Origin of the sequence: Mycobacterium sp. TY814, from assembly GCF_030755175.1 — a bacterium.
Lineage (GTDB): Bacteria > Actinomycetota > Actinomycetes > Mycobacteriales > Mycobacteriaceae > Mycobacterium.
This window is the reverse complement of the sequence record NZ_JAUFRY010000004.1, coordinates 567,230-593,351: the sequence shown is the minus strand read 5'-3', so window position 1 is coordinate 593,351 and position 26,122 is coordinate 567,230. Positions and strand designations below refer to the sequence as shown.

The 26,122-nt window shown below is 68.8% G+C and carries 20 protein-coding genes and 1 pseudogene; 12 read left to right on the top strand and 9 right to left on the bottom strand.

What is annotated here, in order from left to right; translation table 11 throughout:
• A complete protein-coding gene (locus QXH22_RS27950) occupies nucleotides 1-987 on the top strand; it encodes a ParB/RepB/Spo0J family partition protein (protein WP_306277595.1) in 987 nt (328 codons plus the stop codon).
• A 371-nt stretch (nucleotides 988-1,358) separates the two neighbouring features.
• Nucleotides 1,359-2,072 (top strand): annotated as a pseudogene (locus QXH22_RS27945) (acetyltransferase); the annotation flags it as partial.
• Nucleotides 2,073-2,206: 134 nt separating this feature from the next.
• On the opposite strand, the gene QXH22_RS27940 reads toward QXH22_RS27945, so the two are convergent.
• The 8 genes from QXH22_RS27940 to QXH22_RS27905 all read right to left on the bottom strand — a co-directional run bounded on the left by QXH22_RS27940 (nucleotide 2,207) and on the right by QXH22_RS27905 (nucleotide 13,150).
• Nucleotides 2,207-3,433 carry an N-acetylmuramoyl-L-alanine amidase gene (locus QXH22_RS27940; RefSeq protein WP_306246552.1) on the bottom strand — a complete coding sequence of 409 codons (1,227 nt, stop codon included), beginning with the start codon at nucleotides 3,431-3,433 and terminating at the stop codon, nucleotides 2,207-2,209.
• A gap of 143 nt (nucleotides 3,434-3,576) precedes the next feature.
• Complete coding sequence (gene trxA / locus QXH22_RS27935; RefSeq protein ID WP_306246554.1) at nucleotides 3,577-3,927, bottom strand: thioredoxin; 351 nt, start codon at nucleotides 3,925-3,927, stop codon at nucleotides 3,577-3,579.
• Nucleotides 3,924-4,910, bottom strand: a complete 987-nt coding sequence (trxB, locus tag QXH22_RS27930) for a thioredoxin-disulfide reductase (protein ID WP_306246556.1) — start codon at nucleotides 4,908-4,910, stop codon at nucleotides 3,924-3,926. The genes trxA and trxB overlap by 4 nt, the downstream gene beginning before the upstream one ends.
• A 118-nt stretch (nucleotides 4,911-5,028) precedes the next feature.
• The gene (locus tag QXH22_RS27925; protein WP_306277594.1) at nucleotides 5,029-5,748 is read right to left on the bottom strand and encodes a hypothetical protein; all 720 of its coding nucleotides are present in this window, start codon (nucleotides 5,746-5,748) and stop codon (nucleotides 5,029-5,031) included.
• Between the two features lie 33 nt (nucleotides 5,749-5,781).
• A complete protein-coding gene (gene sigM, locus QXH22_RS27920; RefSeq protein ID WP_306246560.1) occupies nucleotides 5,782-6,351 on the bottom strand; it encodes an RNA polymerase sigma factor SigM in 570 nt (189 codons plus the stop codon).
• Nucleotides 6,352-6,396: 45 nt separating this feature from the next.
• Nucleotides 6,397-9,909 (bottom strand): murein biosynthesis integral membrane protein MurJ, encoded by a 3,513-nt coding sequence (gene murJ, locus QXH22_RS27915; protein WP_371934338.1) that lies wholly within the window; start codon nucleotides 9,907-9,909, stop codon nucleotides 6,397-6,399.
• Between the two features lie 98 nt (nucleotides 9,910-10,007).
• A complete protein-coding gene (locus QXH22_RS27910; protein WP_371934331.1) occupies nucleotides 10,008-12,413 on the bottom strand; it encodes a hypothetical protein in 2,406 nt (801 codons plus the stop codon).
• Nucleotides 12,410-13,150 carry an NUDIX hydrolase gene (locus tag QXH22_RS27905; RefSeq protein WP_306246564.1) on the bottom strand — a complete coding sequence of 247 codons (741 nt, stop codon included), beginning with the start codon at nucleotides 13,148-13,150 and terminating at the stop codon, nucleotides 12,410-12,412. Before QXH22_RS27905 ends, QXH22_RS27910 begins: the two co-directional genes overlap by 4 nt.
• Before the next feature lie 303 nt (nucleotides 13,151-13,453).
• Here QXH22_RS27905 and QXH22_RS27900 point away from each other — a divergent pair, with 303 nt between their 5' ends.
• The 10 genes from QXH22_RS27900 (at nucleotide 13,454) to eccA (ending at nucleotide 24,854) form a co-directional block, all read left to right on the top strand.
• Complete coding sequence (locus QXH22_RS27900; RefSeq protein ID WP_306246566.1) at nucleotides 13,454-14,905, top strand: CCA tRNA nucleotidyltransferase; 1,452 nt, start codon at nucleotides 13,454-13,456, stop codon at nucleotides 14,903-14,905.
• Nucleotides 14,906-15,034: 129 nt separating this feature from the next.
• Nucleotides 15,035-15,544 (top strand): pullulanase, encoded by a 510-nt coding sequence (locus tag QXH22_RS27895; protein ID WP_306246568.1) that lies wholly within the window; start codon nucleotides 15,035-15,037, stop codon nucleotides 15,542-15,544.
• Nucleotides 15,545-15,752: 208 nt separating this feature from the next.
• A complete protein-coding gene (locus tag QXH22_RS27890) occupies nucleotides 15,753-16,079 on the top strand; it encodes a WXG100 family type VII secretion target (RefSeq protein WP_306246570.1) in 327 nt (108 codons plus the stop codon).
• 57 nt (nucleotides 16,080-16,136) lie between these two features.
• Complete coding sequence (locus tag QXH22_RS27885; protein ID WP_306246572.1) at nucleotides 16,137-16,427, top strand: WXG100 family type VII secretion target; 291 nt, start codon at nucleotides 16,137-16,139, stop codon at nucleotides 16,425-16,427.
• A gap of 65 nt (nucleotides 16,428-16,492) precedes the next feature.
• Nucleotides 16,493-17,326 carry an ESX secretion-associated protein EspG gene (locus tag QXH22_RS27880; protein ID WP_306277592.1) on the top strand — a complete coding sequence of 278 codons (834 nt, stop codon included), beginning with the start codon at nucleotides 16,493-16,495 and terminating at the stop codon, nucleotides 17,324-17,326.
• Between the two features lie 35 nt (nucleotides 17,327-17,361).
• A complete protein-coding gene (locus QXH22_RS27875; protein ID WP_306277591.1) occupies nucleotides 17,362-18,363 on the top strand; it encodes a MinD/ParA family protein in 1,002 nt (333 codons plus the stop codon).
• The gene (eccD, locus tag QXH22_RS27870) at nucleotides 18,363-19,844 is read left to right on the top strand and encodes a type VII secretion integral membrane protein EccD (protein WP_306277590.1); all 1,482 of its coding nucleotides are present in this window, start codon (nucleotides 18,363-18,365) and stop codon (nucleotides 19,842-19,844) included. Before QXH22_RS27875 ends, eccD begins: the two co-directional genes overlap by 1 nt.
• The gene (gene mycP / locus QXH22_RS27865; protein WP_306246580.1) at nucleotides 19,841-21,487 is read left to right on the top strand and encodes a type VII secretion-associated serine protease mycosin; all 1,647 of its coding nucleotides are present in this window, start codon (nucleotides 19,841-19,843) and stop codon (nucleotides 21,485-21,487) included. Before eccD ends, mycP begins: the two co-directional genes overlap by 4 nt.
• Complete coding sequence (eccE, locus tag QXH22_RS27860) at nucleotides 21,484-23,016, top strand: type VII secretion protein EccE (RefSeq protein WP_306277589.1); 1,533 nt, start codon at nucleotides 21,484-21,486, stop codon at nucleotides 23,014-23,016. Before mycP ends, eccE begins: the two co-directional genes overlap by 4 nt.
• Nucleotides 23,013-24,854, top strand: coding sequence for a type VII secretion AAA-ATPase EccA (gene eccA / locus QXH22_RS27855; RefSeq protein ID WP_306277588.1), 1,842 nt, complete (start codon nucleotides 23,013-23,015; stop codon nucleotides 24,852-24,854). The genes eccE and eccA overlap by 4 nt, the downstream gene beginning before the upstream one ends.
• 7 nt (nucleotides 24,855-24,861) lie before the next feature.
• On the opposite strand, the gene QXH22_RS27850 is transcribed toward eccA, so the two are convergent.
• Entirely contained in the window at nucleotides 24,862-26,037 is a 1,176-nt protein-coding gene (locus QXH22_RS27850; RefSeq protein WP_306277587.1) for a thiolase family protein, read from the bottom strand.
• Between the last annotated feature and the right edge of the window lie 85 nt (nucleotides 26,038-26,122).

Sequence of the window (26,122 nt, the reverse complement as noted above, 5' to 3'; positions counted from 1 at the left end):
ATGACCAATCCGTCACGCAGGAAGGGCGGCCTCGGCCGCGGACTGGCGTCGCTGATTCCCACCGGACCGGTCGAGGGCTCAGAAGGCGCGAACTCCGCGTTCGGGACCCGGTTGGGTTCGGCGGCAGCCGATGTCGTCATCGGTGGCCCACTGCCCGACGCTGCCGCGATGGGCGCGGTGTACCGGGAGATCGCGCCGTCGGACATCGAGCCCAACCCGCGGCAGCCCCGCCAGGTGTTCGACGACGAGGCGCTCTCGGAACTGGTCCATTCGATCCGCGAATTCGGGCTGTTGCAGCCGATCGTGGTCCGCGCGGTGCCGGGATCCCAGAGCGGCGCCCACTACCAGATCGTGATGGGGGAGCGGCGCTGGCGGGCCGCCCAGGAGGCCGGCCTGTCGACCATCCCGGCGATCGTCCGCGAGACCGGCGACGACAATCTGCTACGCGACGCGCTGCTGGAGAACATCCACCGGGTGCAGCTGAATCCGTTGGAAGAGGCGGCGGCATACCAGCAGCTGCTCGACGAGTTCGGCGTCACCCACGATGAACTGGCCGCGCGAATCGGCCGCTCGCGTCCGCTGATCACGAACATGATCCGGTTGCTCAAACTGCCGATCCCGGTGCAGCGTCGGGTAGCTGCCGGCGTCCTGTCGGCCGGCCATGCCCGCGCCCTGCTGTCGCTGGATGCGGGCCCGGAGGCGCAGGAGGAGCTGGCAAGCCGCATCGTCGCGGAAGGACTGTCGGTGCGAGCCACCGAGGAAGCGGTCACCCTGGCAAACCGCGGTGGCGGGGCGGCACCCACGCCGCCACGACGGAAGCCGATCCAGATGCCGGGTCTGCAGGACGTTGCTGAGCGACTCTCGAACGCGTTCGACACAAGGGTCACGGTGGCGCTCGGCAAACGCAAGGGCAAGATTGTGGTGGAGTTCGGGTCGGTCGACGATCTGCAGCGGATCATCGATCTGATGACCGAAAAGAAGCCGTGACAGGGCATGACCGGACATATTCTGTAATTACGTCACTGTGACACTCAGCCGGTCCGGCGCCTCGAGCCGACTGCCGTGGGCACTCCCGTTCAACGGAGATGTGGTGTGCATCAAGCGAATTCACGTTCCTGCGGGTTGCCGCAGCGGTCCCGGGTCTCGGGTCGGGTGTCAGCCGCGGCGCGAGGAGCGGACCGGGCGCGGAATGGCGATTCACACCGCGAATACTGGCCGGACATCGACCGACTCTCCTATCCTGGAAGGGTTGCCGGTGCGCGTCCGCCTCACGAGAGTCGGGCAGACCGCACTGCGGGCCGCCGCCCGCGCAGGAGTGAAGCCATGGGCTCGGGTACCGCACGGAGGCTAGGAGACTAGTGTCAGCTCGGATTACAGCGCTGCGGCTCGAAGCCTTCGAGCAGCTTCCCAAGCACGCGCGCCGATGCGTCTTCTGGGAGGTCGACCCGGGCACCCTGGGCAAGGACGAGCACCTCGCCGACCCGGAGTTCGAAAAAGAAGCATGGCTGTCCATGGTGATGCTGGAGTGGGGCTCCTGCGGCCAGGTCGCGACGGCGATACCCGACGAACGCAGCCAGGCCGATCCGCCGTGCCTGGGTTACGTTCTGTATGCCCCGCCGCGCGCCGTGCCGCGCGCCGGCCGTTTTCCCACCGCGCCCGTCTCCGCGGATGCGGTATTGCTGACGTCGATGGGCATCGAACGCGGCCAAGCCGATGACGATCTTCCACACCAGCTGATCACCCGGGTCATCGAGGAACTGGTGCGCCGCGGTGTGCGCGCTCTGGAAGCCTTCGGGCGCACCGAGGCCGCGACCGAGTTACCGGAGCCGGTGGATCCCGACATACAACCGGTGCTCGATGCTCTCGGCGACTGCTCGGTCGAGCACTGCATCATCGACGCCGACTTTCTGATCGACGCCGGCTTCGTCGTGGTCGCCCCGCACCCGTACTTTCCGCGGCTGCGCCTCGAACTGGACAAGGGGCTGGGCTGGAAGGCCGAAGTGGAGGCCGCCCTGGAGCGGCTGCTGGAGAACGCTCAGTTGCAGCAACCGGTGGGGGCGGCGTCTGCGGCGTCCGTAGGGAGCGGGACTCCCGCCGGCAAGGTGGAGAACAGCAAGGCCGCGTTGGGAACGCAGCCGGCGGAAGACTGCGAGACCAGGAACCGCTGAGCGAAACCAGAACTTTGCGAGACCAGAACTGAGCGAGACTAGGAACCGCTAAGCCTGCTGGCGCGCTCGCGCTCCACGGACAATTCGTGGGCCAGCAGTTCGGCGAAGGTGAAAGTCCCAGTGGGCCGGTCGTTTTTGCCCAACAGGTACAGCCGCTTCACGGCAGCGAGGATACCCTCGGCGATCGCGTCACGGCTCTGCGTCGAGATCAGCATTTCCCGGTCGCCCGGATTGGTGATGTAACCGACATCGACCTGCACGGTGGGCATCCTGGTCAGCCGCAGCAGATCCCACGTCCGGCCATGGACTCGGCAGTCACGTAACCCAGTGCGGGCCACCACTTCCCGCTGAATGAAGTCGGCGAGGTTGCGCCCGATGGTAGAGACCGAACCGTGCGAATTCCCGAAGTGGAACGACGCAACGCCGTTGGCCGACGGACTGGTCTGTGTTTCACACCGCAGGCTGATCATCAGGTCTGCGCCAACGGAATTGGCGGTGGCGGCGCGCTCGGCATCCGACGGACTGCGGTTGGTGGGCCGGGAGAGAAATGTTTCCATGCCGATGGCCGTCATCCGGCCTTCCAGGCGACTTGCCAAGTCCCACAACACGTCTGCTTCGCTGATCGGACCGGCCGGGCCCTGTGTGATCAGGCCGTGGTCGCTACCGCCGCGGCCCGGGTCGATGATGATCCGCTTGCCCGACAACTTGGGACCGGAGCTGCGCACCAGCTCTTCCTCGCGAATCGCGTGCGGCGAACCGCCGCTGACACGGGAGCTGAGAAAGTACAAGGACCGCAACGTTTCCGGGCCGCAGATACCGTCTGCGGACAGCCCGTACTCGCGCTGGTAGGACATCAGCGCGTTGTGCGTCTGCAAACCGAAATGCCCGTCCACCAAACCGGTGTAGAAACCGAGGTCCTGCAACCGGGCCTGCAATGTCGCGACGTCGTCGCCGTACAGCGGAGCCCCGAACTGGTGATACAGCGTGCGGGCACCCAGGCGGTAGGAGGCCTCTTTCAGCGCCCGGTAGGTCGCCTCGCCGACGATGCCGTCGACCAGCAGCCCCCGATGCTGCTGGAAAGCACGCACCGCGTGGTCGAGCTCACCGTCGAACACGTCGGCGGCGACGTGCCGACCGGTGGTCAGATCGTCGTCGGAGCCTTCCAGCATCCCCAGCGCGGCCAGCGCAGCGCGGATTTCGGTGACAGCGGCACCGCGGTCGCCACAGCGCAGCGCGTCGCCGTCTTCGCGGCGCGGACTCGGCATACCAAGGGCCCTCCGGGACTAATTGACATCGCCGCGAAAAGCGGCGCAGTTAATCGCTATTGTCGCAGATCCTCGCCGATATCGAGAAAACCCCAGGCCAATCCGGGGGTCGTTTCTGCAAGAGAAACGCACGAAACCGGGCGTCAGGACAGGTTGGGAACCGCGTCGGCGAGTTCGCGCAGCAACGCCGCCTTGCCCTTGGCGCCGACGATGCGCTTCACCGGTTCGCCGTCCTTGAACAGGATCATGGTGGGAATCGAGACGACCTGGAAATCACGCGCCGTCTCGGGGTTGGCGTCCACGTCGATCTTGGCGACGGTGAGGTCGGCCGAGCGTTCGGCGGCGATCTCTTCCAGCACCGGGGCGACCATCTTGCACGGACCGCACCAGGTGGCCCAAAAGTCCACCAGCACAGGCTTATTGCTGGACAACACGTCGCTATCGAAGGAGGCGTCGGAAACCTCGATGGTGGCGGATTTGCCGGAATCGCTCATCGTTGTGCTCCAATCAGTTCGGTGCTGTCGGCGGGTCCCGTCGCTTCGTGGTCGGCCAGCCAGCGTTCGGCGTCGATCGCCGCCGCACAGCCGCTGCCGGCGGCGGTGATCGCCTGCCGGTAGGTGCGGTCGACCAGGTCGCCCGCGGCGAACACGCCGTCCAGGGAGGTACTGGTGGTGCGTCCCTGGACCAGGACGTAGCCGTCCGGGTCCAGCTCGACCGCGTCACGGACCAGCGCCGAGCGCGGTTCGTGGCCGATCGCGACGAACACCCCGGTGACCGGCAGCGTGGTCTCCTCCCCGGTGACCGTGTCCCGCAGGCGCAGCCCGGTGACCGACGTGTCGCCGTCGACGCCGAGGACCGCCTTGTTGGTCAGGATGGTGATCTTTTCGTTGGCCTGGGCCCGGTTGAGCATGATCTTGGAGGCGCGGAACTCCTCGCGGCGGTGTACCAACGTGACGCTGCGGGCGAACCGGGTCAGGAAGGTGGCTTCCTCCATCGCGGAGTCGCCGCCGCCGATGACGGCGATGTCCTGGTCGCGGAAGAAGAAGCCGTCACAGGTGGCACACGAGCTGACGCCGCGGCCCAGTAGTTCCTGTTCACCGGGCACCTGCAGGTACCGGGCCGCCGCGCCCATGGCCAGGATGACGGCTCGGGCGCGGAACGTCTCGCCGTCGGCGGTCACCACGGACTTGACCGGCCCGTCCAGCGACACCGACTCGACGTCTTCCATGCGCAGGTCGGCGCCGAATCGCAGCGCCTGCTCGCGCATCTGGTCCATCAGTTCCGGGCCGGTGATGCCGTCGCGGAATCCGGGGTAGTTCTCCACCTCGGTCGTCGTCATCAGCGCGCCGCCGAACGAGGTCCCCTCGAAGACCAGCGGCTTGAGCTGCGCGCGGGCGGTATAGAGGGCCGCTGTGTAGCCGGCTGGGCCCGAACCGATGACGATGACGTCGTGGATGGTGTCTGAGGAAGCGGTCATGCGTGCCTTTCGGAACGAAAGCTGATCGAAGCGTGATCTGCAATCCTACGAACGCCAGCGTAGGCGTGGGTGTTCCCGCCTGCGACGCACGACACCGACCACGTCACCGATGCGCCGGCTACGCGCGCGGGATGGCGGTGGTGGCCAGCAACCCGGTGTCGGCGGCGCTGCAGTTCAGGGCCACCGCGTAGGCCAACAGGGTGTCGGGGGTGTCGCCACGCAGCACCAGCAGCACACCGGGGCGGGCGTTGACCTCGACCGGCTGGGCGCCGAGCACCGGCTCGGTGGCGGGGTAGCCCAGGCCGCCCAGACACGACGCCCGCTGCGAGGGGTTGGCGAGCCCCCCGAAATCGGGCGGGCGGCGCGTCAGGTCGCGGATTTCGGCGTCTGACAGCGGGATCACCGGGACAGGCGTGGACACGGTGATGTGATCGGCGGTGACCGGCGCGCCGGGCGTGGAATCCGGTTCGTTGAGCAGCGACACCGTTCCGATACCGATCGCCGCCAGCACCGCGCCCACCCCGGCGACGCCGGCGATGACTCGGGCCGGACGCAGCGGTGGCCGGGCGGCGTGCGCGGCGCGCGATGTCTTCAGGGATGCGGCGACGCCAGTAACGACTTCGGGGGGCGCCTCGGGAGCCGGGGATTCGCCGGCGGCGGCGACGTCGCGGCGCACCCGGTGCAGCGCCTGCAGCGTCGCTGCCGCCTGCGGATCGGTGCGGACGCGCCGCCGCACACTGGTGGCGGTCTCGTCGTCGAGCAGGCCCGCCTGCAAATCAGCCAGCAGTTCGACGGTCAGGGGCGGATCCCGGAGGGAGTCGTCGTCGGCGGCACTCATCCGCCCCAGTGTCCGGTATGGGTGGCTCGGCCGCTAATTCGCCCCGATGGCGCTGGCATCCGCGTCCAGGTAACCCAGCAGGTGGGCGAGGCGGGCCCGGCCGCGGGCGCAGCGGCTCTTGACGGTGCCCTCGGGCACGCCGAGCAGCCGTGCCGTCTCGGCGATGGAGTAGCCCTGCATGTCGACCGCGACCACCGCGGCGCGTTGCTGGACCGGCAGTTGCAGCAATGCCCGGTGCACGACGACGGCCGTCTCCACCTGCGACGTGCGGTCGGCGACCGGGTACACGTCCTGGAACGGAACCGCGGTGCGGGCCTGGGCGCGACGAAGACGGTCGAGGCAGGCGTTGAGCACGATGCGATGCAACCAGGTGCTCACCGTCGCGTCGTGCCGGAACGAGCGTGCGGTGCGGTGTGCGGACAGCATGGCGTCCTGGAACGCGTCGTCGGCGTCTTCGCGGCTCAGGCTGGACAGCCGCGCCAACCGGTAGAGCCGGCGGTGGTGGCGGCGGAACAGCTCGGCGAAGGCGCGGCGGTCGCCGGCGACGTGTGCGGCCAGTAATTCTGCGTCACTGCGCTGCCGTCCTGCTCCCCAGAATCCCACCGCCGGACGGTAACCAATCGGCGTCCGCCGGGCACTTCACCCGGATCAGGAAGCGGCCTGGATGGTGATCTCGGAGAGGTCGGCGCGGCTCTTGCCGTCGGTGGTGCCCAACGTGGAGATCCACACCAGCAGGTTCGACGTCGGCGAGGACGCGTTGACCTGGATGGTGTTGTGGCCCGGCTTGAGCGCGGTGGCCGGGGTCAGCACCGTGGTGTCTTCCAGCTTCGACGGACTCGGCGAGGAGGACGACCGGATCTCGACCTTGGTCCCGGTACTGGAGATGTCCAGCGACACCACACCGACCGTTGTCGGCTTGGGCAGCTGCAGCATCAGCCCGACCCCGTTCTTGAATCCGGGGAAGGGGACGGAGTCGGAATAGGTGTCGGTCTGCCACACCGAGCCCGGGTTGCCGTCGATGGCGTTGCCCGCGTCGCCGGGGTTGTCCGCGTCGCCGCCGGGGGAGAAGACCGTGGCCTTGGTGGGCTTGACGAAGCTTCCGGACGGGGTCGAGCTGCCGGGTGACTCGGAGGCGGCCGAGGAGCTGGGGTTGTTCAGGCCGAGCTGGTCACCCTTGAGGCCGCTGCCGACGTCACCGAAGATCTTGCTCACCACCGAGGCCAGCACCAGCAGCGCCACCAGCAGCACGGCCGCGCCCGCGCCGAGCCCGATGAGCAGGTTGCGACGGCGCCGCGAGTAGATTTCGCCGCCGCGTTCGGCCGCGCGCCGGGGCGACGCCGGGGCGGGGGGTTCGGCGATCGGACCGAGCACCTCGGTGCGGTCGGCCACCGCGGTGGCCTGCTGCAGCAGATTCAAAAGCGTTGACGCACTGCGTATTCCGCCGTCCTCCTGGACGGAGCGGACGGCGACCGCGGAGATCTGGAACGGAATGTCCCGATCGACGACGGTCGGTTCGACCGGCTGGCCGTTGGCGTCGCGGTCGGCCGGGGCCAGCCCGCTGCGCGCGCCGGATTCGGGCAGCGGCCAGCGGTTGACCAGCAGCGCGTACAGCGAGGCGCCGATGCCGCGGATGTCGTCTTGCGGGTTGGCGTCGGGCATCGTGGCCGGGTAGGCCAGCACCACGTCGCCGTCGATGCTGACCCGCACCCGGCTGGGGTGGTCGATGGACAGTGCGACACCGGCGCGGTGGGCGGCGTCGGCGGCCGCGGCCAGTGACTGCATTGCACGGATGGCCCCGACCGGAGACGGCGAGGTGTCGGCCACCTCCTGCAGCGATCCGCCGCGGATCCACTCCGAGACCACCAGGCCGCCGGAGCCGGTGTGCACGACGTCGAGGATGCGTGCGATGCCCGGCTTGTCGATCCGGCTGAGCCGCAGGGTGCGCGACAGGATCTCCTGCAGTACGTCCTCGGGCAGGGATCCTTCCGGATCGACGAAGGTCAGGGCGACCTGGCGGTCCAGCGCGGTGTCCAGGGCCTGCCAGAAGTGCAGCGGCGGGGTGCCGCCGTGGGAGATCAGCAGCCGGTAGCGGCCGTTGGCGATGCGCGCCCCCGGCACGAGGTTGAGATCGTCCTGGGGCGGCTCGGCGTCGCGTTCGCGGGGCGCGTCGAACGGAAGCGGGCCGCGGGGGTCCGCGTCGCCCCGCAGCGAGTCCCGCGAGACCGGTTCGCCGCCGCCGCGCTGGACCGGAATGTCGGGCTGGAAGTCGTCGCCCGCCATCGAACTCGGTGCGGCGTTATCCGAAGTGCGGTCGGTCACCTCCGGTCCTTTCGCTAGCCCGGCCCTGGCTACCGGAGGTCTGCGCCGGATCGGCTCCTGGACCGCATGTCCCCCCGGCAGGGACGATTTTCTTTGCTCAGGGTACGTGACGGAGCGACCCGCGGACGACACCGTTGTCGTGGCCGGGGCCCGCCGTGCGCGCCCTATTTTGCGCTGGACGGCCGCGGCGGCCGCCTGCGCCTCGGGGACACGCGCGCCGAGCATCACCCCGCCCAGGATCGGCAGCATGATCACCCCGAGCACGAACAGGCGCAGCAGCGAGCCGATGCCGCCATGCTCGGTCAATCGGTGCAACCCGAGCAGCCGGTCGGCGACGTGGGCGATCAGCCCGGCCAGCAGCGACGCCGAGATCGCGACCAGGATGGTGCGCAGAGTGCCGAGGTCGATCAGCGCTCCGCCCTTCGGGCGCAGGCTGCGGCGCAGCAGGAAATGGCCGACGACGGCGCCCGCCAGGAAGCCCAGGCCGTTGGCCGTCCCGAGGTAGCCGGCGACCAGATCCTTATTGCTGGTGACGTGCGGGGCCAGCAGCGAGCCGGCGATCTTGACCGACGTGATCACCATGATGATCACGATCGGGGTCCACGGCTGTTCGCGGGCGTAGAAGACCCGCAGTTGCAGCAGCACCAGGGCGTAGGGAATGAGGGTGAACGCCGACAGTGCGATCGCCGCACCCAGGTATCCGGCGTCGACCTGGCCGAAGTTTCCGTAGGCGAACAGCGCGCTGCCCATCGCCGGGCCGCCGACGGTCATGAACGCCACCGCCGGGATGAGCGTGATCATGGTCAGCCGGGTGGCCAGCGACAGGTCGGCCAGCACGCCGGGGATGTCGTCGGCGGCGGCGTTGCGGCTCAGCCGCGGCATGACCACGGTCAGGATCGTCACGCCGATCATGCCGAACGGCAGCATCAGCACCAGCCAGGTGTAGTTGTAGATCGCCGGTCCGGAGGCCGCGGCCGCGCTGGCGATCTGGTTGCCGATCACCAGGCCGAGCTGGCTGATCAGCACGTAGAGCACCATCGCGGCGGCCATGGTGCCGAAGCGTTTGAGCCGGTCGTCGAGTCCCCACAGGGGGCGCAGGCTGATGTGCTGGCGGCCGATGGCCACCAGCAGGACCGCGGTCTGGGCGAACACGCCCAGGGTGGTGCCGACGCCGAGCACCAGCAGCTTGGCGTTGCCCATCTCGACCGGATCGACGGACAGTTTGCCCGGGACGGCCAGGTAGACCCCGAGTGTGGCGATGGCGACGACGTTGTTGACGACGGGCGCCCAGGCCGGCGGCCCGAAGACGTTACGGGTGTTCAAGATCGCCATGAACACCGAGGACAGGCCGTAGACCAGCACCTGGGGCAGCAGCAGGTAAGCGAACGCGGTGGTGAGCGGTTCGTTGACCTCGGGGTTGCGGCCCAGCATCAGCCGCACCAGCAGCGGCGCCGCGACCACCGACAACACGGTGGCCACGATCAGCAGCGTGGTGGCCAGGGTGACCAGCCGCCGCACGAAGGCCGCCCCGCCGTCGGGGTCGTCCTGCTCGGCGCGCGCCAGCACCGGCACGAAAATGGCGGTGAACGTCGCCTCCAGTACCAGGGCGGCGACCAGGTTGGGCAGCTGGTTGGCCACCGAGAACGAGCTCGACAGCGCCGCGCCCAATATCGCGGCCAGCAGCACGATCCGGGCGAAACCGGTGAGCCTGCTGATCAGGGTGGCGAACGCCATGCCCCAGGACCGCGACACCACCGCGGCGTCGGAGAGCTCCTCCTGGCGGGGGCGCGCGGGCGCCGCCGGCCGTTGCTGCTGCGGAGTCCAGCCCGGCCGCGGCGGCAGCCCCGGCGGTGGGACGGTGCTGCGCGGCTGAGACAGCTGATGTTTGGGTGGCGGCGGCGCCGACTGCGGCGCCGGTTGCACCCCTCGGGGTGCGGGGTTCATACGCGGTGCTCTTCGTGAACCCGTTGCTCGATCGCCCGCTCACTCGGCGGCCGCGTACGTCCGGGCGCAGGGGGGTCGGGGCGGTCGAGGTCGGCGGGGTCGGGTTGGCCGCGGAAGCGGTGCCACAGGCGGCGGCCGGCCAGCGTGACCAGCACCGCCGCCGCGGTGAGGGTGATCGCGAACAGCACCTTGCCGTAGGCGTTGGAATGCACCGACAACCGCACCGGTTCGCCCAGGGTGGTGCCGTCCGGGGTGCGCAGGCCGACGTCAATGGCGACCCGCTGGGTGAAGTTGACCTCGATGGGGACCCGCAGCGGCAGGTATCCCGGCGGCAGCTCGATCTCGCCCATATCGGTCACCGTCATCCCCGGCGGGGCGTTGACCTGCAGCCGCACCCGGATCGGCACGGCCAGGCCGTTGTGCAGCGCCAGCGGCAGCGGGCTGTGCTCGGTGGCCAGCGTGTAGGAGCCGCCCGGGTTGACGATCGTCACCGACCCGAAGAAGTCGTTGACCGTGGTGCCCACCACGTCCAGGCGCTGCTGGGCCAGGCCGTTGCGGGTGTCCGGCGGCACCGACTCGCTCAGCGCCCGCAGCATGTCCTCGCGCAGCGGCGCGGTGTACTGGGGCCCGGTCAGGCCGGTGCGCTCGTCGGTCATCAGGGCCGAGGTCAGCTTGAACAGCCGGCCCACCTGGCCGCTGATCTCACCGGTGATCTCGTCGCTGAACCGGCCCCGCTCCGACGGGTAGGCGCCGGGTGGCACGGGGGGTTCGATGCGGGCGGCGGCGTCGGCGACCAGGGCGGGCAGCGGTCGCGGCACGGCCAGACCGGAGTGGATGGAGGTGGCCAAGGCGGTCAGGATGAACTGCGCGTCATCGCCCTGCAGCGACCACACCGCCGGCGGCACCAGGATCTGGGTGCGCGGGGCGGCTTCGGGGGTGAGGCTGCGCCACAGCATGGCGCCCAGCGCATCCTGGCGACGCGCGGTGGGCGAGTCGTGGTTGACCCGGATCGCCAGCGACGGGTCCAGATAGGTCGGGACGGTCGGGTTGGTGCCGGCCCCGGCCAGCGCGGCCCCGACTGCCGGGTCGAACGGCGCGGCCACCACCTGGGGCGAGAGCCGGTGCGGCGTGACGTTGGCGCTGCCGGCGTCGGCCGCGTCCTGGGCGGTCAGGTCGGCCGCGGCGACAGCGACGGTGTTGTCGTTGGCGCTGAGCAGGCTGACCGCGCGGCTGGTCAGCGGGCCGTCGGGCAGCAGGGCGGTGCCGCGTACCGAGGTGACGTCCAGGATGCGGTCGATGATCTCGCCGTTGCTGACGGTGGCGGTGGAGCTGAGGCCGGGGTCGTTGACGCGCTGCAGGGCGTCCAGGTCGGCCTGGGCGTAGGGCAGCGGCGCCACGCAGGTGCGGTGGGCCAGCGCGCGCAGCCGGTTGAGCCAGGTGGTCGCGGCGGCCTGGCCGGTGCCCGGGTGGGTGGGGGTGCCGGGCAGTTGCGCGGGACCGTCGGCGCCGTTGGACACGACGTAGCCGGCGGTCATGGCGTTGACGGTGACGATCAGGTCCGGGTCGACGGCCAGACACAGCGCGCGCCCGACGGCGCCGTCGGGGTCGACGTCGCGGCTGGTGGCAAGTTCGGCGGCGGCCAGCAGGGTGTCCAGGCGGCCGCCGTTGGCCAGGGAGTTGGCCAGGTCGTCGTCGACCAGCCGGACCGGGATGGTGCCGCCGGGAACCCCCGGTGCCAGCCGGGGCCGGTCGGCCAGCGGCCACAGCATGGTGATCCACACCGGCTTGGTGGTTTCGGGCGCGACGGCGGGGACGGCTTCGGTGCCCCGGTCGCCCTTGTCCGGCGGGACGCCCACCACCGGCAGCAGGAATCGCGCGTTGTCCAGCCGGGCGGGCGCGCCGTAGTCGGGGGTGCCGTTGACGTTGACCAGGACCGGGAAGATGCCCGGCTTGTCTACGGCCAGCGACGGCTTGGTGAGCGAGCGCAGCGGCGCGGACAGGGTGAAGCCGGCCTGCTGGCCCCGCTGCAGTTCCGGGGACACGGTGAGGAAGTCCGCGGCGGCCTCGTACTGGTCGGTGCTGCCGTCCAGCGAGGTGCGCAGGCCGGTGGTGGCCTCGACCGCCGACGCGTGTTCGAGGCGGACCATCACGTCGCGCACCGGGCGGTCGCCGATGTTGGTGACCATGCCGCTGACGGTGACGACGGGGTCGCTGGTGGTGGTGACGACATCCGGTGACACCTGGTCGATGCGGACCTGGACGAACGGCGTCGCGGTGGGCTCGCCGGCACCGGCGCGCGGGAGGGCACCGGGCGCGGTGAGCAACATCCCGAAACCGGCCAGGATGCCGATCACTACGGCGAGCCGCACCAACCTGGCCCCGCTATCGCGCGACGCCGTCACGGCCCCCGCCCGTGACCGTTCTTGCCCGGCTCCGGGTCGTTGGCGTGACGGGTGCGGGAGTGGGTCTGCGGCCGGCGTCGCGGCGCGCTCGGCGGGAGCGGCGGCAGCGCGTGCTCGCCGTCGTTCTGCAGCTTGTCGATCAGCTCGTCGGCCCGTTCGGCCAGACGGCGTTCGTCGGCGTAGGCCAGCCGGGACGGCAGTTCCCGGATCGGCACCCACGCCACCTCGGCGACCTCCAGGTCTTCGTCGCACAGCTCCCCACCCAAGAACCGCATCAGATAGTGGTGCACGGTCTTGTGCACCCGTCGTCCGTCGGTGACGAACCAGTAGTCGATGCGCCCCAGCGCGGCAAGCACGCCGCCGCGGATCCCGGTCTCCTCGGCGACCTCACGGATGGCGGTCTGCTCGGCAGTCTCACCCATCTCGATGTGGCCCTTGGGCAGCGACCAGAGCATCCTGCCACGCCGGTCGATGCGTCCGATCAGGGCCGCCACCTGTGTTTCGCGGGGGCCGTCGATCCCGTCGATGACCAGGCCGCCGGCAGAGGTTTCGTGCACGGTGCGCATCCGGTCGGGGGCCCGCCGCGGCCGGGGCCGGCGCTTGGCAGCGGCAGCCGGGGTGGGTACCGTGTCGGCGGCCGGCTGGCTTTCCGTATTGTTCTCAGCCGGACGTGCGCCGCCACGACCACGACGCCGACCGCGGCGTCGACGTGGTTTGGCTTGTTCGCCCTCCGACACCCAAGCGATATTAGCTGGCACGGGCCCGTCTTCCTGATGCACTCGCCGTCGACGGGCACCTTTGGTCACGTGAGTCGCGTGCGACACATTCGTCACAGCAGTCTCTGGATCGGGCGGCTGGGTGTTTGCCCGCCTCCACGCGACAAAGCGCGGGTGTGGCATCGGGTGTGCGGTGGCCGCGCGATATTCGCCGTAGGGCCGTGGTGGGCGCACACCGGAGTCGGCGGACGCACACTCGATGGCGCGGGGCGGTGCCCGGACGTGCGCTGAGTCACCACGGCATTCCTATTAGGCTCACCGAACGTGGCCCAACCCGTCCCGGATGCCGAACTGCTGACCGCCGCCGCGGTCGCACTGCATCAGTACGCGCCCCAGTTGCGCGAGCTCGGCGCGGCGTTCGCCGCGGCCGGCTACGAGTTGTACCTGGTGGGCGGGTCGGTGCGGGACGCCGTGCTGGGCCGGCTGAGCCCGGATCTGGACTTCACCACCAACGCCCGGCCGGAGGAGATTCAGCAGATCGCGCGGCCGTTCGCCGACGCGCTGTGGGACACCGGCATCGAGTTCGGCACGGTCGGAGTCGGTAAGGACGGACACCGGCTGGAGATCACCACGTTCCGCGCCGACACCTATGACCAGGTGTCGCGCCATCCGGAGGTGCGGTTCGGCGATCGCCTGGAAGACGACCTGGTGCGCCGCGACTTCACCGTCAATGCGATGGCCGTGCGCATCACCGCCGAGGGGCTGGGGGAGTTCCTCGACCCGCTGGGCGGGCTGGTGGCGCTGCGCGCCAAGGTGCTCGACACCCCGATGCCCCCGGAGGTGTCGTTCGGCGACGACCCGCTGCGGATGCTGCGCGCGGCACGGTTCGTCTCCCAACTCGGCTTCACGGTGACCCCGCGGGTGCTGACGGCGATCGAGCAGATGGCACCGCAGCTGGCCCGGATCAGCGTCGAGCGGGTGGCCGTCGAGCTGGACAAGATGCTGCTGGGGGCTCACCCGGTGGCCGGCATCGACCTGCTGGTGCAGACCGGGATGGGCGAGGTGGTGCTGCCCGAGATCGGCGGCATGCAGATGGCCATCGACGAACACCACCAGCACAAGGACGTCTACCAGCATTCGCTGACCGTGCTGCGCCAGGCCATCGAACTCGAGGACGAGGGTCCGGATCTGGTGCTGCGCTGGGCCGCGCTGCTGCACGACATCGGCAAGCCCGACACCCGCCGCCACGAACCCAACGGCGGGGTGAGCTTCCACCACCACGAGGTGGTCGGCGCCAAGATGGTCCGCAAGCGGATGCGGGCGCTGAAGTACTCCAAGCAGATGGTCGACGACGTGTCCCAGCTGGTGTACCTGCACCTGCGGTTTCACGGCTACGGCGAGGGCAAGTGGACCGACTCCGCGGTGCGCCGGTATGTCACCGATGCGGGGCCGCTGCTTCCGCAGTTGCACAAGCTGGTGCGGGCGGACTGCACGACGCGCAACAAGCGCCGGGCCGCGCGGCTGCGCGCGTCCTATGACCGGCTGGAGGAGCGGATCGCCGAACTGGCCGCCCAGGAGGACCTGGACCGGGTGCGCCCGGACCTGGACGGCAACGAGATCATGCGGCTACTCGACATCCCGGCCGGCCCGCAGGTGGGGGAGGCGTGGCGGTTCCTCAAGGAGCTGCGGCTGGACCGCGGGCCGCTGTCGAACGAGGAGGCGACGGCGGAGCTGCTGGCGTGGTGGAACACGCGGAAGTCCGGCCAAACGGATTAGTTGACCGAAGTCGGTCTGCTGCACCGGGGCCAGAGTCCGGATCAATGCCCTGCCGGGCTGATGTGCAGCGAACGCGCGCTTCTGTCACGATCAGGGAACCGACAGCACCGCCGTGACGTCGAAACCCGTATGGACTACTGCCTGGGCGCAGACGACGGCACCGCCGCCATCTGGACTCGCCCGCCCGATCTGGACCTCGACGGCGACGGCACGCTGGACGCGATCGGTCTGGATCTGGATGGTGACGGGCTGCGAGACGACGCGCTGGCCGATCTCGACGGCGACGGTTGGGCCGACCACGCGGTGCTCGATCTCGACAACGACGGCAACCCGGACACCTACTTCGTGGACGACGGGTCCGGGGCGTGGGCGGTCGCGGTCGACCGTGATGGGCACGTCCGGTGGTTCGGCCGAGACGGCGTGCAACACACCGGAGGTCCGCTGGTCGATTTCGACGGGCAGGGCCGGCTCGACGACCGGTTGTTCGACTCGGACGGTGACGGGGTGGCCGACCGGGTCGTCTGCGCCGGTCCCGACGGAGTCACCGGATACGTCGACACCAACGGTGACGGGCTGTGGGACCTTCGCCTGACGGATACGAATGGAGACGGCGCAGCCGACGGCGCGACCGAGTTATGAATTCATTCTCAAATACCCGCAGCTAACAGTTTCGACCATTACTTCGGCGTCCACCGTTTGACACGCCATGATTTCTCGTGTCCACTAAACAACCTGCTTAATGCCTGTGTAGCAACGGCATCGGGTGAAGTGACAGCCCGCGGAAGCTGGTCTAGTTTTACGCAGACCCCAGCTCGGGAAGCTCAATTAATTGAGGGAGACGTAAATAATGGCAAATGCCACCGTTGTCACTCCAGAACTTCTGCGCAGTACTCAGCAGCGAATTGAAACAAGGCTGCAAGAAGCTCTGACGATCGCGAACCAATATTTGAGCGGCCACGAAAACATCATCAGCGCGACCGGCTGGGCAGGCGACGCCGGCTCGACATCGCTGAACACTGCGGGCCACATTCACCACGATCTGCAGCAGATCATGACCGGCGGCCAGCGGTTGGCACACGGCCTGGGCCGGGCGGCGGTCCTGATGGAGAACCACGAAGCCGACGCCGCACACGATCTCAATGGCGTGTTCGGCGGGGGAGCCCAAGCGGTCTAGCCCACAGCGCTGTCCACACCCGAATTCGCCCCACCATTTACAAAGGAACCAACTCTCATGACAGATCAGATCGTCTACAACCATGGCGCCGTCATCGGCTTCGCCGGTGAGGTCGGTTCGCAGGCCGCGCAACTGATGGAGATCCACGCCGATGTCCTGCACATGACCCAGGCCCTCGGGGACTTCTTCCAGGGCCACGGCGCAACGGCATTCTTCGACGCCCAGCAGCAGATGTTGCGCGGCCTGGAAGACCTGATCCAGACCGTCAGCCGCCATGCCCACACCGTTCACAACGTGGACGAGATGGCGCAAGCGACCGACGCCCAGATGGGCACCTTGTTCACCTAGCCACTTCGAGTGGGCCGGCGGGGCGCATGCACAGCGTGCGCCCTTGGCCTGCATTGAGAGACAACGTGTTAACCACCACCGTCGACGGCCTCTGGGCCCTGCAAATACTCACGGGAATCGAGACTGTCGCTCCCGAGCTGAGTCTGCGGCCGCATCTGCCCAGCGTGGAGTCCAAGTGGCTGGCGTGGCAGCATCCGGTGACCGCTGAGTTGCGTGCGGCCGGAGTCGTCGATGGGACCGACTCCGTCGATCCCACCGTCGTGGAGTGGCTGACCGTACTGTCGCGCCGCGACGTCGCGTTGATCCTGCACATCCGTGCGCCCGGTGACGACGAACCGGCCCGGGTCCTGCTCGCCAGGTTCGCCCAGTGGTGGGTCGCTCTGGAGCGCTCGGCGGACGTGATTCGCATCAGCGGCGCGGGCACGGCCACCGCCGAGGGAACGGCGAACACGGTGCTCGACAGGCAGATCGAGCGGTTGTGCGGCCACCTCGCGCCGGCACCGTTACGGCCGGTCACCCTGGATGCCGGTGCGCTGCGGACCGCGGCGGCCGGCCACGAGGAACTGCGCACCTTTCTGGCCGGACAGGGTGTGGACGCTGATCAGATGCGGCTGCTGATCCTGGCCGCGGATCCGGCCCGGTCAGCACAGGCCTCGATCGTCGCGACGCAGTCGGGGGTGGAGACGGGACGGTTCCAGCGCACTCACGTCGGCCCCAGTGCGGTGACGATCATCGACACCCTCGAGGGGCGATTGGTTGCCGAGGATGTCGAATCCGGCGGGCGAACCTGGATGATCGTCGCGCCTGGGACGAGCGGCAACGTCGCCGCGGCCGTACACCGCATGATGCGGCGCCTGCCGGCAGAGCAGGACTGGCATTCGTACCGCAAAGTTGTGTAGTCGAGAGGTAGCAGCCAAGTGTTAGTGATCGCGCCGTGACGAATACGTGGAATGCAGGCCCGAACGCCGCCGAACAGACCGGGCGTTACCAGCACCAGGAATCCGTCTCCGGCACCCTGCGCATTTCCGACATGGTGGCTCCGCGGAAAGTGCCACCCGGATCGGGCTGGCGAAAGTTCCTCTACGCGTTGTCTTTTCAGACGATCAATCTCGGGGAGTCGCCGGCCGAACGGCACTACCGCGAATTGCAGACGCGGATCCGCCGCCACATCCGCAAGCAGTACGTGATCGGGGTGATCTCGGGCAAGGGCGGGGTCGGCAAGACCACGATGACCGCGTGCATCGGCGGCGTGTTCCGGGAATGCCGGCCCGACAACGTGGTCGCCATCGACGCCGCCCCGGGGTTCGGGACGCTGGCCGGCCGGATCGATGAATCCCCGCCCGGGGACTACTCGGCCGTTCTGAACGACACCGACGTCCAGGGCTACGCCGACATTCGAGAGCATTTGGGCCAGAACAGCATTGGCCTGGACGTACTGGCCGGCAACCGCGCCTCGGACCAACCACGGCCACTGGTGCCGTCGATGTTCGCCGGGGTGCTCTCGCGGTTGCGCCGCACCCACACCGTCATCGTGGTCGACACGTCGGACGACCTGGAACACCCGGTGATGAAGGCGGTGCTCGACGCGTGTGATGCCCTCGTCTTCGTCTCAGGTCTGACCGCGGACACCTCCCTGCCAGTGACACGTTCGATCGACCTGCTGCGGTCGATGGGTTATCACGAGTTGGTGTCCCGAAGCACCGTCATCCTCAACGACAGCCGCGACAAATACGACCCGGACGCACGTAAATATCTCACCGAACGCTTCCGGCAATCCGGGGCCACCGTCGAATTCATGCCGTACGACCCGTATTTGGCCAAGGGCGGCATCATCGATACTCGCCACGAATTGAGAAAGCAATCTCGTTTGCGGTTGTTCGAGATCACTGCGGGGCTCGCGGACAAGTACATTCCGGATGCCGACAGGCCACGGTAATGGCGAAGGTGTCGTTTCCCGCCCGGTGTGCGGTGGCCGTCGTCTGCGGTAAACACCTTCTTTCGCAGGTTTACCCCGCATCGGTTCCGATCGAGGTCTTCATCGACAACGCCGTCGAGCTGCTCAACGACGAACTCAAGCGTCGCGGTCTGAGCGGCCTGGACGCCGGCGCCGGATACGAATTGCACAAAGCCAACGGCGTGCGCCTGGATGTGACGAAGACCCTTGACGAACTGGGTGTCGAGGACGGCGCCACACTCGCGCTCGTTCCCGCGGTCGATGGTGAATCTTTCGAGCCGCAGTACGAATCGCTGTCCACCGGCCTGGCCCGGGTGGGCAAAAAGCTTTTCGAACCGGTCACCGTGCACACCGCGGCCTGCACCGCGTTGGCCATCACCGCAGCCGTCGCCGCAACGATATTGGGACTTGCTGTGCGGCAGCGTATTTCGTCTGACGCGCTGGCGGCCAGCGTGGTCACCGGCAGCGTCGGGCTACTGTCCGTAGCCGGGGCCGTTGCGGTGTGGAGGTGGTGGCCGCATCGCACCGACATGTTCGACGGGTTCGGGTGGCTGGCGGTGCCACTCCTCGCGGTGGCGCTGGGTGCGGGTGCGCCGGGTCATCTCGGTGCGGCCCATGTTTTCATCGCAACGCTGACGGCGGGCGTCTTGACCTGGGGGATGAGTGCAGCGACGGGACGCTACGTCAGCGCGGCAGCGACGGTGGTGACGCTGTGCGCGCTGGGCGGAACTGTCGCAGCGGTGCGGATGTGGTGGCCCGTACCCGCCCAGTGGCTGGGGATGTGCACATTGATCACCCTGCTGATTGTCCTGACCCTGGCCCCGACGATCGCGCTGTGGGTCGCGCGGATCCGGCCGCCGTACTTCGGTTCGATCACCGGGCGCGATTTGTTCCGGCGCAGCGCCGGACTGCCCACAGACGCCGTCGCACCCGTCGACGACGGTGCGGACGAGGAGGCCAATACCGATACCACCCCGCGCGGCACACAAATCGCTGCGGCGGCCAGGCGCGCCAACAACGTGCTGACGGGAATCTGCGTCGGCGCCGCGGCAGCGTTGCCCGCCGCGGTGTGGTCGTCGCTGATGCCGGGCCGCGACCGGGCGTCGGCGGCCGCGGTACTCGCCGCGCTGTTCGTGGTGATCTTCATCAGCCGCGGCAGGGCCTTCGCCGACCGACGGCAGGCCGTTGCGTTGGTGTCGGGGGCGGCCGTCGCGACCTGTGCGGGAATTGTCAAACACGTTGTGCATGAGCCGGCCTCGTCGGCCCAGGCACTCGTGGTTGCGACAGTGCTGCTGGTGGCGTTCGCCGCGGCCGGACTGCTGGCGGCCTTGCTCGTGCCGGTCACCAGGTTCACCCCGCTGGTCCGGATGGCCGCGGAGTGGGTCGAGATCGTTGCCATCATCGCCGCGCTGCCCATGGCCGCCTGGATCGGCGGGTTGTTCACGTGGGTGCGCATGCGATGAGCCGGACAGCGACGACCGGCAGGAGGCTGAGCGCCGCTGCGCTGGCCGGCATCGTGCTGGGCCTGTCGACGTGTTATCCGGTGGCACAGGCTATTCCGCCACCGACAATCGACCCGTCCCGGGTGCCCGCGGACGGTAGGCCGGCCGCGGAGCAACCGATGCGGCAGAGCAACATGTGTGCGCGGACCATCACCGTGGCCGATCCCAATGTGGGGGTCACCGCGCCCGGTTTCACCATGCTGAACATCAGCAAGGCCTGGCAGTACTCGACCGGCAACGGGGTGCCGGTCGCGATCATCGACACCGGCATCAACCCCAGCCCGCGATTGCGGGTGGTCGCCGGCGGCGACTACATCATGGGCGGCGACGGCCTGATGGACTGCGATGCCCACGGCACCATCGTGGCGTCGGTGATCGGCGCCGCGCCGCAGGGCAGCCCGATGCCCGCCCCGATGCCCGCCACGGCGGCGTTCCCGCCGCCCGCCGGACCACCTCCGGTCGAGGGCGCGCCGCCGCCACCCGGGGGGCCGCCGCCTCCTCCCGCGGCCCCGCCGCCGCCCACCCCGGTCACCGTCACCGAGACCAGACCGGCGCCACCGCCACCGCCACCCGGCGACGAACCGTCTAACGGGCCGGGGGATCCCGGCCCCGGCGGAGCCGACATACCAGAGGTACCCGCCCCACCGCCGGGGGCACCCGACGGCGTCATGGGTGTGGCCCCGCACGCGGTGATCATCTCCATCCGCCAGTCGTCGCGCGCCTACGAGCCGGCCAATCCCGGACCCGGCGACATGGAGGTCCGCAAGAAGGCGGGCTCCATCGCGACCTTGGCGAGTGCGATCGTGCACGCCGCCAACATGGGCGCCAAAGTGATCAACATCAGCGTGACATCGTGCGTACCTGCCGCTGACCCGCTGGATCAGGCGGCCATCGGCGCGGCGGTGTGGTACGCGGCGACGGTCAAGGATGCGGTCATCGTCGCCGCCGCGGGCAATGACAGCGAAGACGGCTGTGCCCAGAACCCCTCCTTCGACCCGCTGGACGCCGCCGACCCGCGGGACTGGCATCAGGTCAAGACCGTCTCGTCGCCGTCATGGTTCTCCGATTACGTGTTGTCGGTGGGCGCGGTCGACAACACCGGCGCCGTCATCAGCAAGAGCCTGGCCGGGCCCTGGGTGGCGGCGGCGGCGCCCGGCGTCGGCATCATGGGGCTGTCGCCGCAGTCCGGTGGGCCTGTCAACGCCTACCCCCCAATCCGGCCCGGCGAGAAGAACATGCCGATCTGGGGGACCAGCTTCTCCGCCGCTTATGTCAGCGGCGTCGCGGCTCTGGTGCGCGCCAAGTATCCAGGGCTGTCCGCTCACCAGATCATCAACCGCATCATCCAGACAGCACACAGTCCACCGCGCGGAGTGGACAACCAGGTCGGCTACGGGGTGGTGGACCCGGTGGCTGCCTTGACCTTCGATGTGCCTGCGGGGGAGCGGCTTCCACCCGCAGCGCACAGCCGGATCATCACTCCGGCCGCGCCGCCGCCACCACCGGATCACCGCGCCCGCACCGTTGCGGTGATCTTCGCCGGACTCGTCATGGCAGCAGTGGCAGCCGCCGCCCTGATCACCCGGGTCCGGCGGGAACGATGACACGCGACATCCGGCCGATCGTCATCGGCGGCATCTTCCTGGCCACCCTGACCGGGTGGGCGATCACCGGCTATGCCGGGGCGGCAACGGGTTTGGTCCTGGGGCTGGCGGTCACCGTCGTTCGCTGGCGGGGACAGACGGCGTGCTCGTGGTTCAGCTTGTGGTGGCGGCGCGGACGTCCCATGCGGTGGTCCGAGCCGCATACCGTGGCCAACGACCGCGCCGGCGGCGGAGTGCGTTTCCAAGATGGGACCGCGGTGGCCGCCGTCCAGTTACTGGGCAAGTCGCACACGGCGACCCTCTTCACCGGCTCGACCTCGACCCACACCGAGAATGCCTTTGACATCGGCGATCTCGTGCCGTTGCTACGGCAGACTCTGGGGCTGCGGCTGGCATCGCTCAGCGTGGTCAGCACCGGTGCCCGGCGGCGGCACACCGGCGACTACCCTCGGGTCTACGACACACTGATCGGCACGCCGCCCTATGCCGGGCAGCGCGAAACCTGGCTCGTCGTGCGCATTCCCGCGATGGCCAACGCCGAAGCGCTGCGGTCCAGGACTTCCGTGGGCACGGCAACCCTGGCCGCCGCGCAACGGATCAGCGCGGCGATGCGCCAGCGCGGAATCCGCGCCAAGGTCGCAACGGCTACCGACATCGTCGAGCTGGAACGACGGCTGGGGTCCTCCGCGCTGGAGGTGTTGAACCGCCGCTGGGGTTCGGTGCGCGGCGAGCGGGGCTGGCTGACCACGTATTGGTACCGGCCCGCCGATATCACCACCGACAATCTGGCGCACGCGTGGACGATGCGCGCTGACGGCATCACCCAGAACATCACGCTTTTCGGCGACGGCAGCATCACGGCCACGGTCACCGTCCGCACTGCGCAACCGCCGACGGCTCCACCGGGCATGTTGTTGCAGACATTGCCGGGTGAACAGGCCGCGGCACTCGCAGCCAGTCTCTGCGGCCCGTTGCCCCGGTTGCGTGGAATCCGGCGCGGACCCTTGACCGATCCGCTGGTGATCCCGATCGGCCCCTCGGGAGTTCTGCTCGGCAAAGTCGACGACGGAAACAGAATGATGTTGCCTCTCGACGACCCGGGTGAATTCAGCCGGGTGCACATCGCCGCAGAAGACGCGCTCGCCAAACGCATCGTGGTCAGGCTGGCCGGGGCGGGCGAGCGGATCACCGTGCACACACGAAACCTCAAGCGCTGGAGCACTGTTCGAACTCCCGATGTCGCCGTCACCGACCTGGCCAAGCCGATGGCCGGTACCACGGTCAGCGTGGTGGACGGCACCGTCACTCCCGCACCCCGCCCGAACACCATTGTCTCCGTGGGCGAGCCGGACACTGAACACCGCGGCTCGGCGACGGTGCTCATCACGCAGACCGGTCCCGCCACCATTTCGGTTGCGGCTGCCGGCCAGGTTCATACCGTGGAGGTCGAGCTGTTCCGGGCCGAGAATCGTTACGTATCAACTGAACCCACGCGCAGTGGCGACCTGGCAACGGCGGATTCACCATGACGAGCGGCACCATGACGACCGCCGCACGCAAGCGGTTCGACCAGGGCATGTCGCTGTTGGACCGGGACCCTGCCGGGGCGGGGGCGCGATTCCGAGAGGCAACCGAGATCGACCCGTCGATGGCCGATGCCTGGCTGGGCCGGATCGCCGCGGGTGACGAGTCGCTGACAACGGTGCGGCAGCTGTATGTGTACGGGTCGCGATTGCACCGCGAGACGAACCGGCTTGGCGTGCGATTGTCGGCGCCCGTCAAAGCGGGCCCGTACCTGTCGATTTCGGTGACCGAGGCCTCGCACGCCGGATTGGCTCTGGCCAGCGCGCTGGTCGATGCGGCCCAGTACGCCGAGGCCGACGCCCTGCTGCGTGACCCCGCCCTGCTGGACACCTGGGAGAACCACCAGTGGCAGCAGTACATCGAGGCGTACCTGATGTTCGCCACGCAGCGGTGGCCGGACGCTGTCTCCGTGGCGGCGACGGTGCTACCTCCGCAGGCCATCATCATGTCGGCGGTCACGGCGGCGACCTGCGCGTTGGCGGCGCACGCCGCTGCCCACCTGGGGCAGGCGCGGGTTGCGCTCAGCTGGACCGACCGGGTGGAGGTGCACCCGGCGGGCGCCGGGCCGCGCCGCGCCCGCAACGAGAACGCCATCACGGCAATCGATTCCGCGGACTACCCGTTGATCGCGGCTGACCTCGCTTATGTGCGTGGGATGGCGCACCGCCAGCTCGGCGACGAAGCGCAGGCGCAAGAGTGGCTGTCCCGCGCAACGATCAACGGTGCGCTGCTGGTGACCGCCAAACAGGCGCTGGCCGACTCCAGCCTGCAACTCCTGGTCACCGATGAGGAGACCATCGGCACTCGTACGGACAAATGGGATGTCAAGACTCAGCGTTCCGTGCAGCAGCGCACCGATGCCCAACACGAGGAGCGCCGCGGGCAACTGTTGCAGGAGGGTCGCGCGCTGCTCGACAATCAGGTCGGACTGGCCGAGGTCAAGCGCGCGGTCGCCGAATTGGAGGACCAGATCGAGGTCCGTGCGCTACGGCTGGCGGCGGGGCTGCCGGTGGCCAATCAGACGAATCACATGTTGTTGGTCGGTCCGCCGGGGACGGGAAAGACCACCACCGCCGAAGCACTCGGCAAGATCTATGCCGGCTTGGGTATCGTCCGGCATCCCGAGATCGTCGAAGTGAAGCGGGCCGACTTCTGCGGCGAGCACATCGGTGCGTCCGGTCCGAAAACCAATGAGCTGATTGACCGTTCGCTGGGCCGTGTGCTGTTCATGGACGAGTTCTATTCACTGGTGGAACGACACCAGGACGGGCGGCCGGACATGATCGGCATGGAGGCGGTCAACCAGTTGTTGGTCGCACTCGAGGTGCACCGGTTCGACTTCTGCTTCATCGGCGCCGGTTACGAAAAGGAAGTCGACGAATTCCTCACGGTGAACCCCGGTTTGGCCGGACGGTTCAACCGCAAGCTGCGATTCGAGTCGTACACGCCCGACGAGCTGGTGGAAATTGCCGTGCGTTACGGCGATCCGAGAGCCACGGTCATCGAGCCGAGCGCCGCCGAGGCGCTGACGGCGGCCTGTGCGACATTGCGCTCGTATCGTGCACCGGACGGCACCCACGGCGTCGACCTCATGCAGAACGGACGCTTCGCCCGCAACATCGTGGAACGTGCTGAACGACTCAGGGATTCACGGGTGGCCGCCCAGCACCGCAGTGCCAAGGGGTCGGTGACCGTCGAGGAGCTGCAGACGCTGCGCACCCAGGATGTGATCACCGCGGTGCGCGAGGCGTGCGCCGAGAAGCATGTGCCGATCGAGCTGTGACGGCCGGCTAGACCTCGACGACGACCGCCCCGCCCTGACCGCCGCCCGCGCACATCGCGGCCACACCGATGCCGCCGCCGCGGCGCATCAGCTCATAGGTCAGCGTCGTGACCATCCGCGCTCCGGACGCCGCGATCGGGTGGCCCAGGCTGCAGCCGCTGCCGAAGAAGTTCACCTTATCCTCGTCGATGCCGTACCCCCGGCACGCGGCGATCGGCACCGAGGCGAACGCCTCGTTGATCTCCCACAGCGCCACGTCGTCGACCGACAGGCCGGCGCGCTGCAGTACCTTGCCGATCACCTTCACCGCGCCCAGCCCGCAGTCGCGCGGCGCGACCCCGGCGGCGGCCCAGGCCCGGACCTTGCCCATCACGGTCAGCCCTTCGGCGGCGGCGTAGTCGGCGTCCACCAGAGCCACGGCCGCGGCGGCGTCGTTGGTGCCGCTGCTGTTGCCGGCCGTGATCGAGAAGCCCTCGATCTCCGGGTGCAGCACCTTCAGCCCGGCCAGCTTCTCGACTGTGGTGTCGCGGCGCGGGTGCTCGTCCACGGCGAACTCGGTGACCGACCCGTCGAACTGGGTGACCTTCAGCGGCAGGATCTCGTCGGCGAACTTGCCGGCGTCCTGCGCGGCGACAGCCCGCTGGTGGGAGCGGGCCGCCCAGGCGTCCATCTCCTCGCGGGTGATGCCGACCGACTGCGCGGTGTTCCACCCGACGGTGATCGACATGTCCTTGGCAGGGGCGTCCGGCGTCTCGACGTGGGTGGGCGGCATCCACCGCTCCTCGAACTTCAGCTCCGGGCCGGGGATGCGCCAGTTGGTCAGCGGCGTCATCGACAGCGACTGCACGCCCCCGGCGATCAGTACCCGCTCCATCCCCGAGCCGATCTGGGCGGCGGAGTTGCCGATCGCGGTGAGACTGCCCGCGCAGTGCCGGTTCACCGACTGGCCCGGCACGTGTTCCAGCCCGGTGGCCGTCGCCGCGTAGCGCGCCAGATCGCCGCCGCCGTAATGAGATTCGGCGAAGATGATGTCGTCGATGGCCGACGGGTCCACCCCGGAACGGCGCACCACCTCGGGCAGCACCGCGGTGATCAGCGTCTCGGGCGGGGTGTTGACCAGCGTGCCCTTGAAGGACCGGCCGATCGCCGTCCGGACCGCGCCAACGATTACGGGTGTGGCCATCTTCTAACCTCGCACTCTCTGCCGGGGGAATCAGGCCCTATCGTAGCAAGTACCGTATTTACAATAGTAACTGCAGGTGTAACGT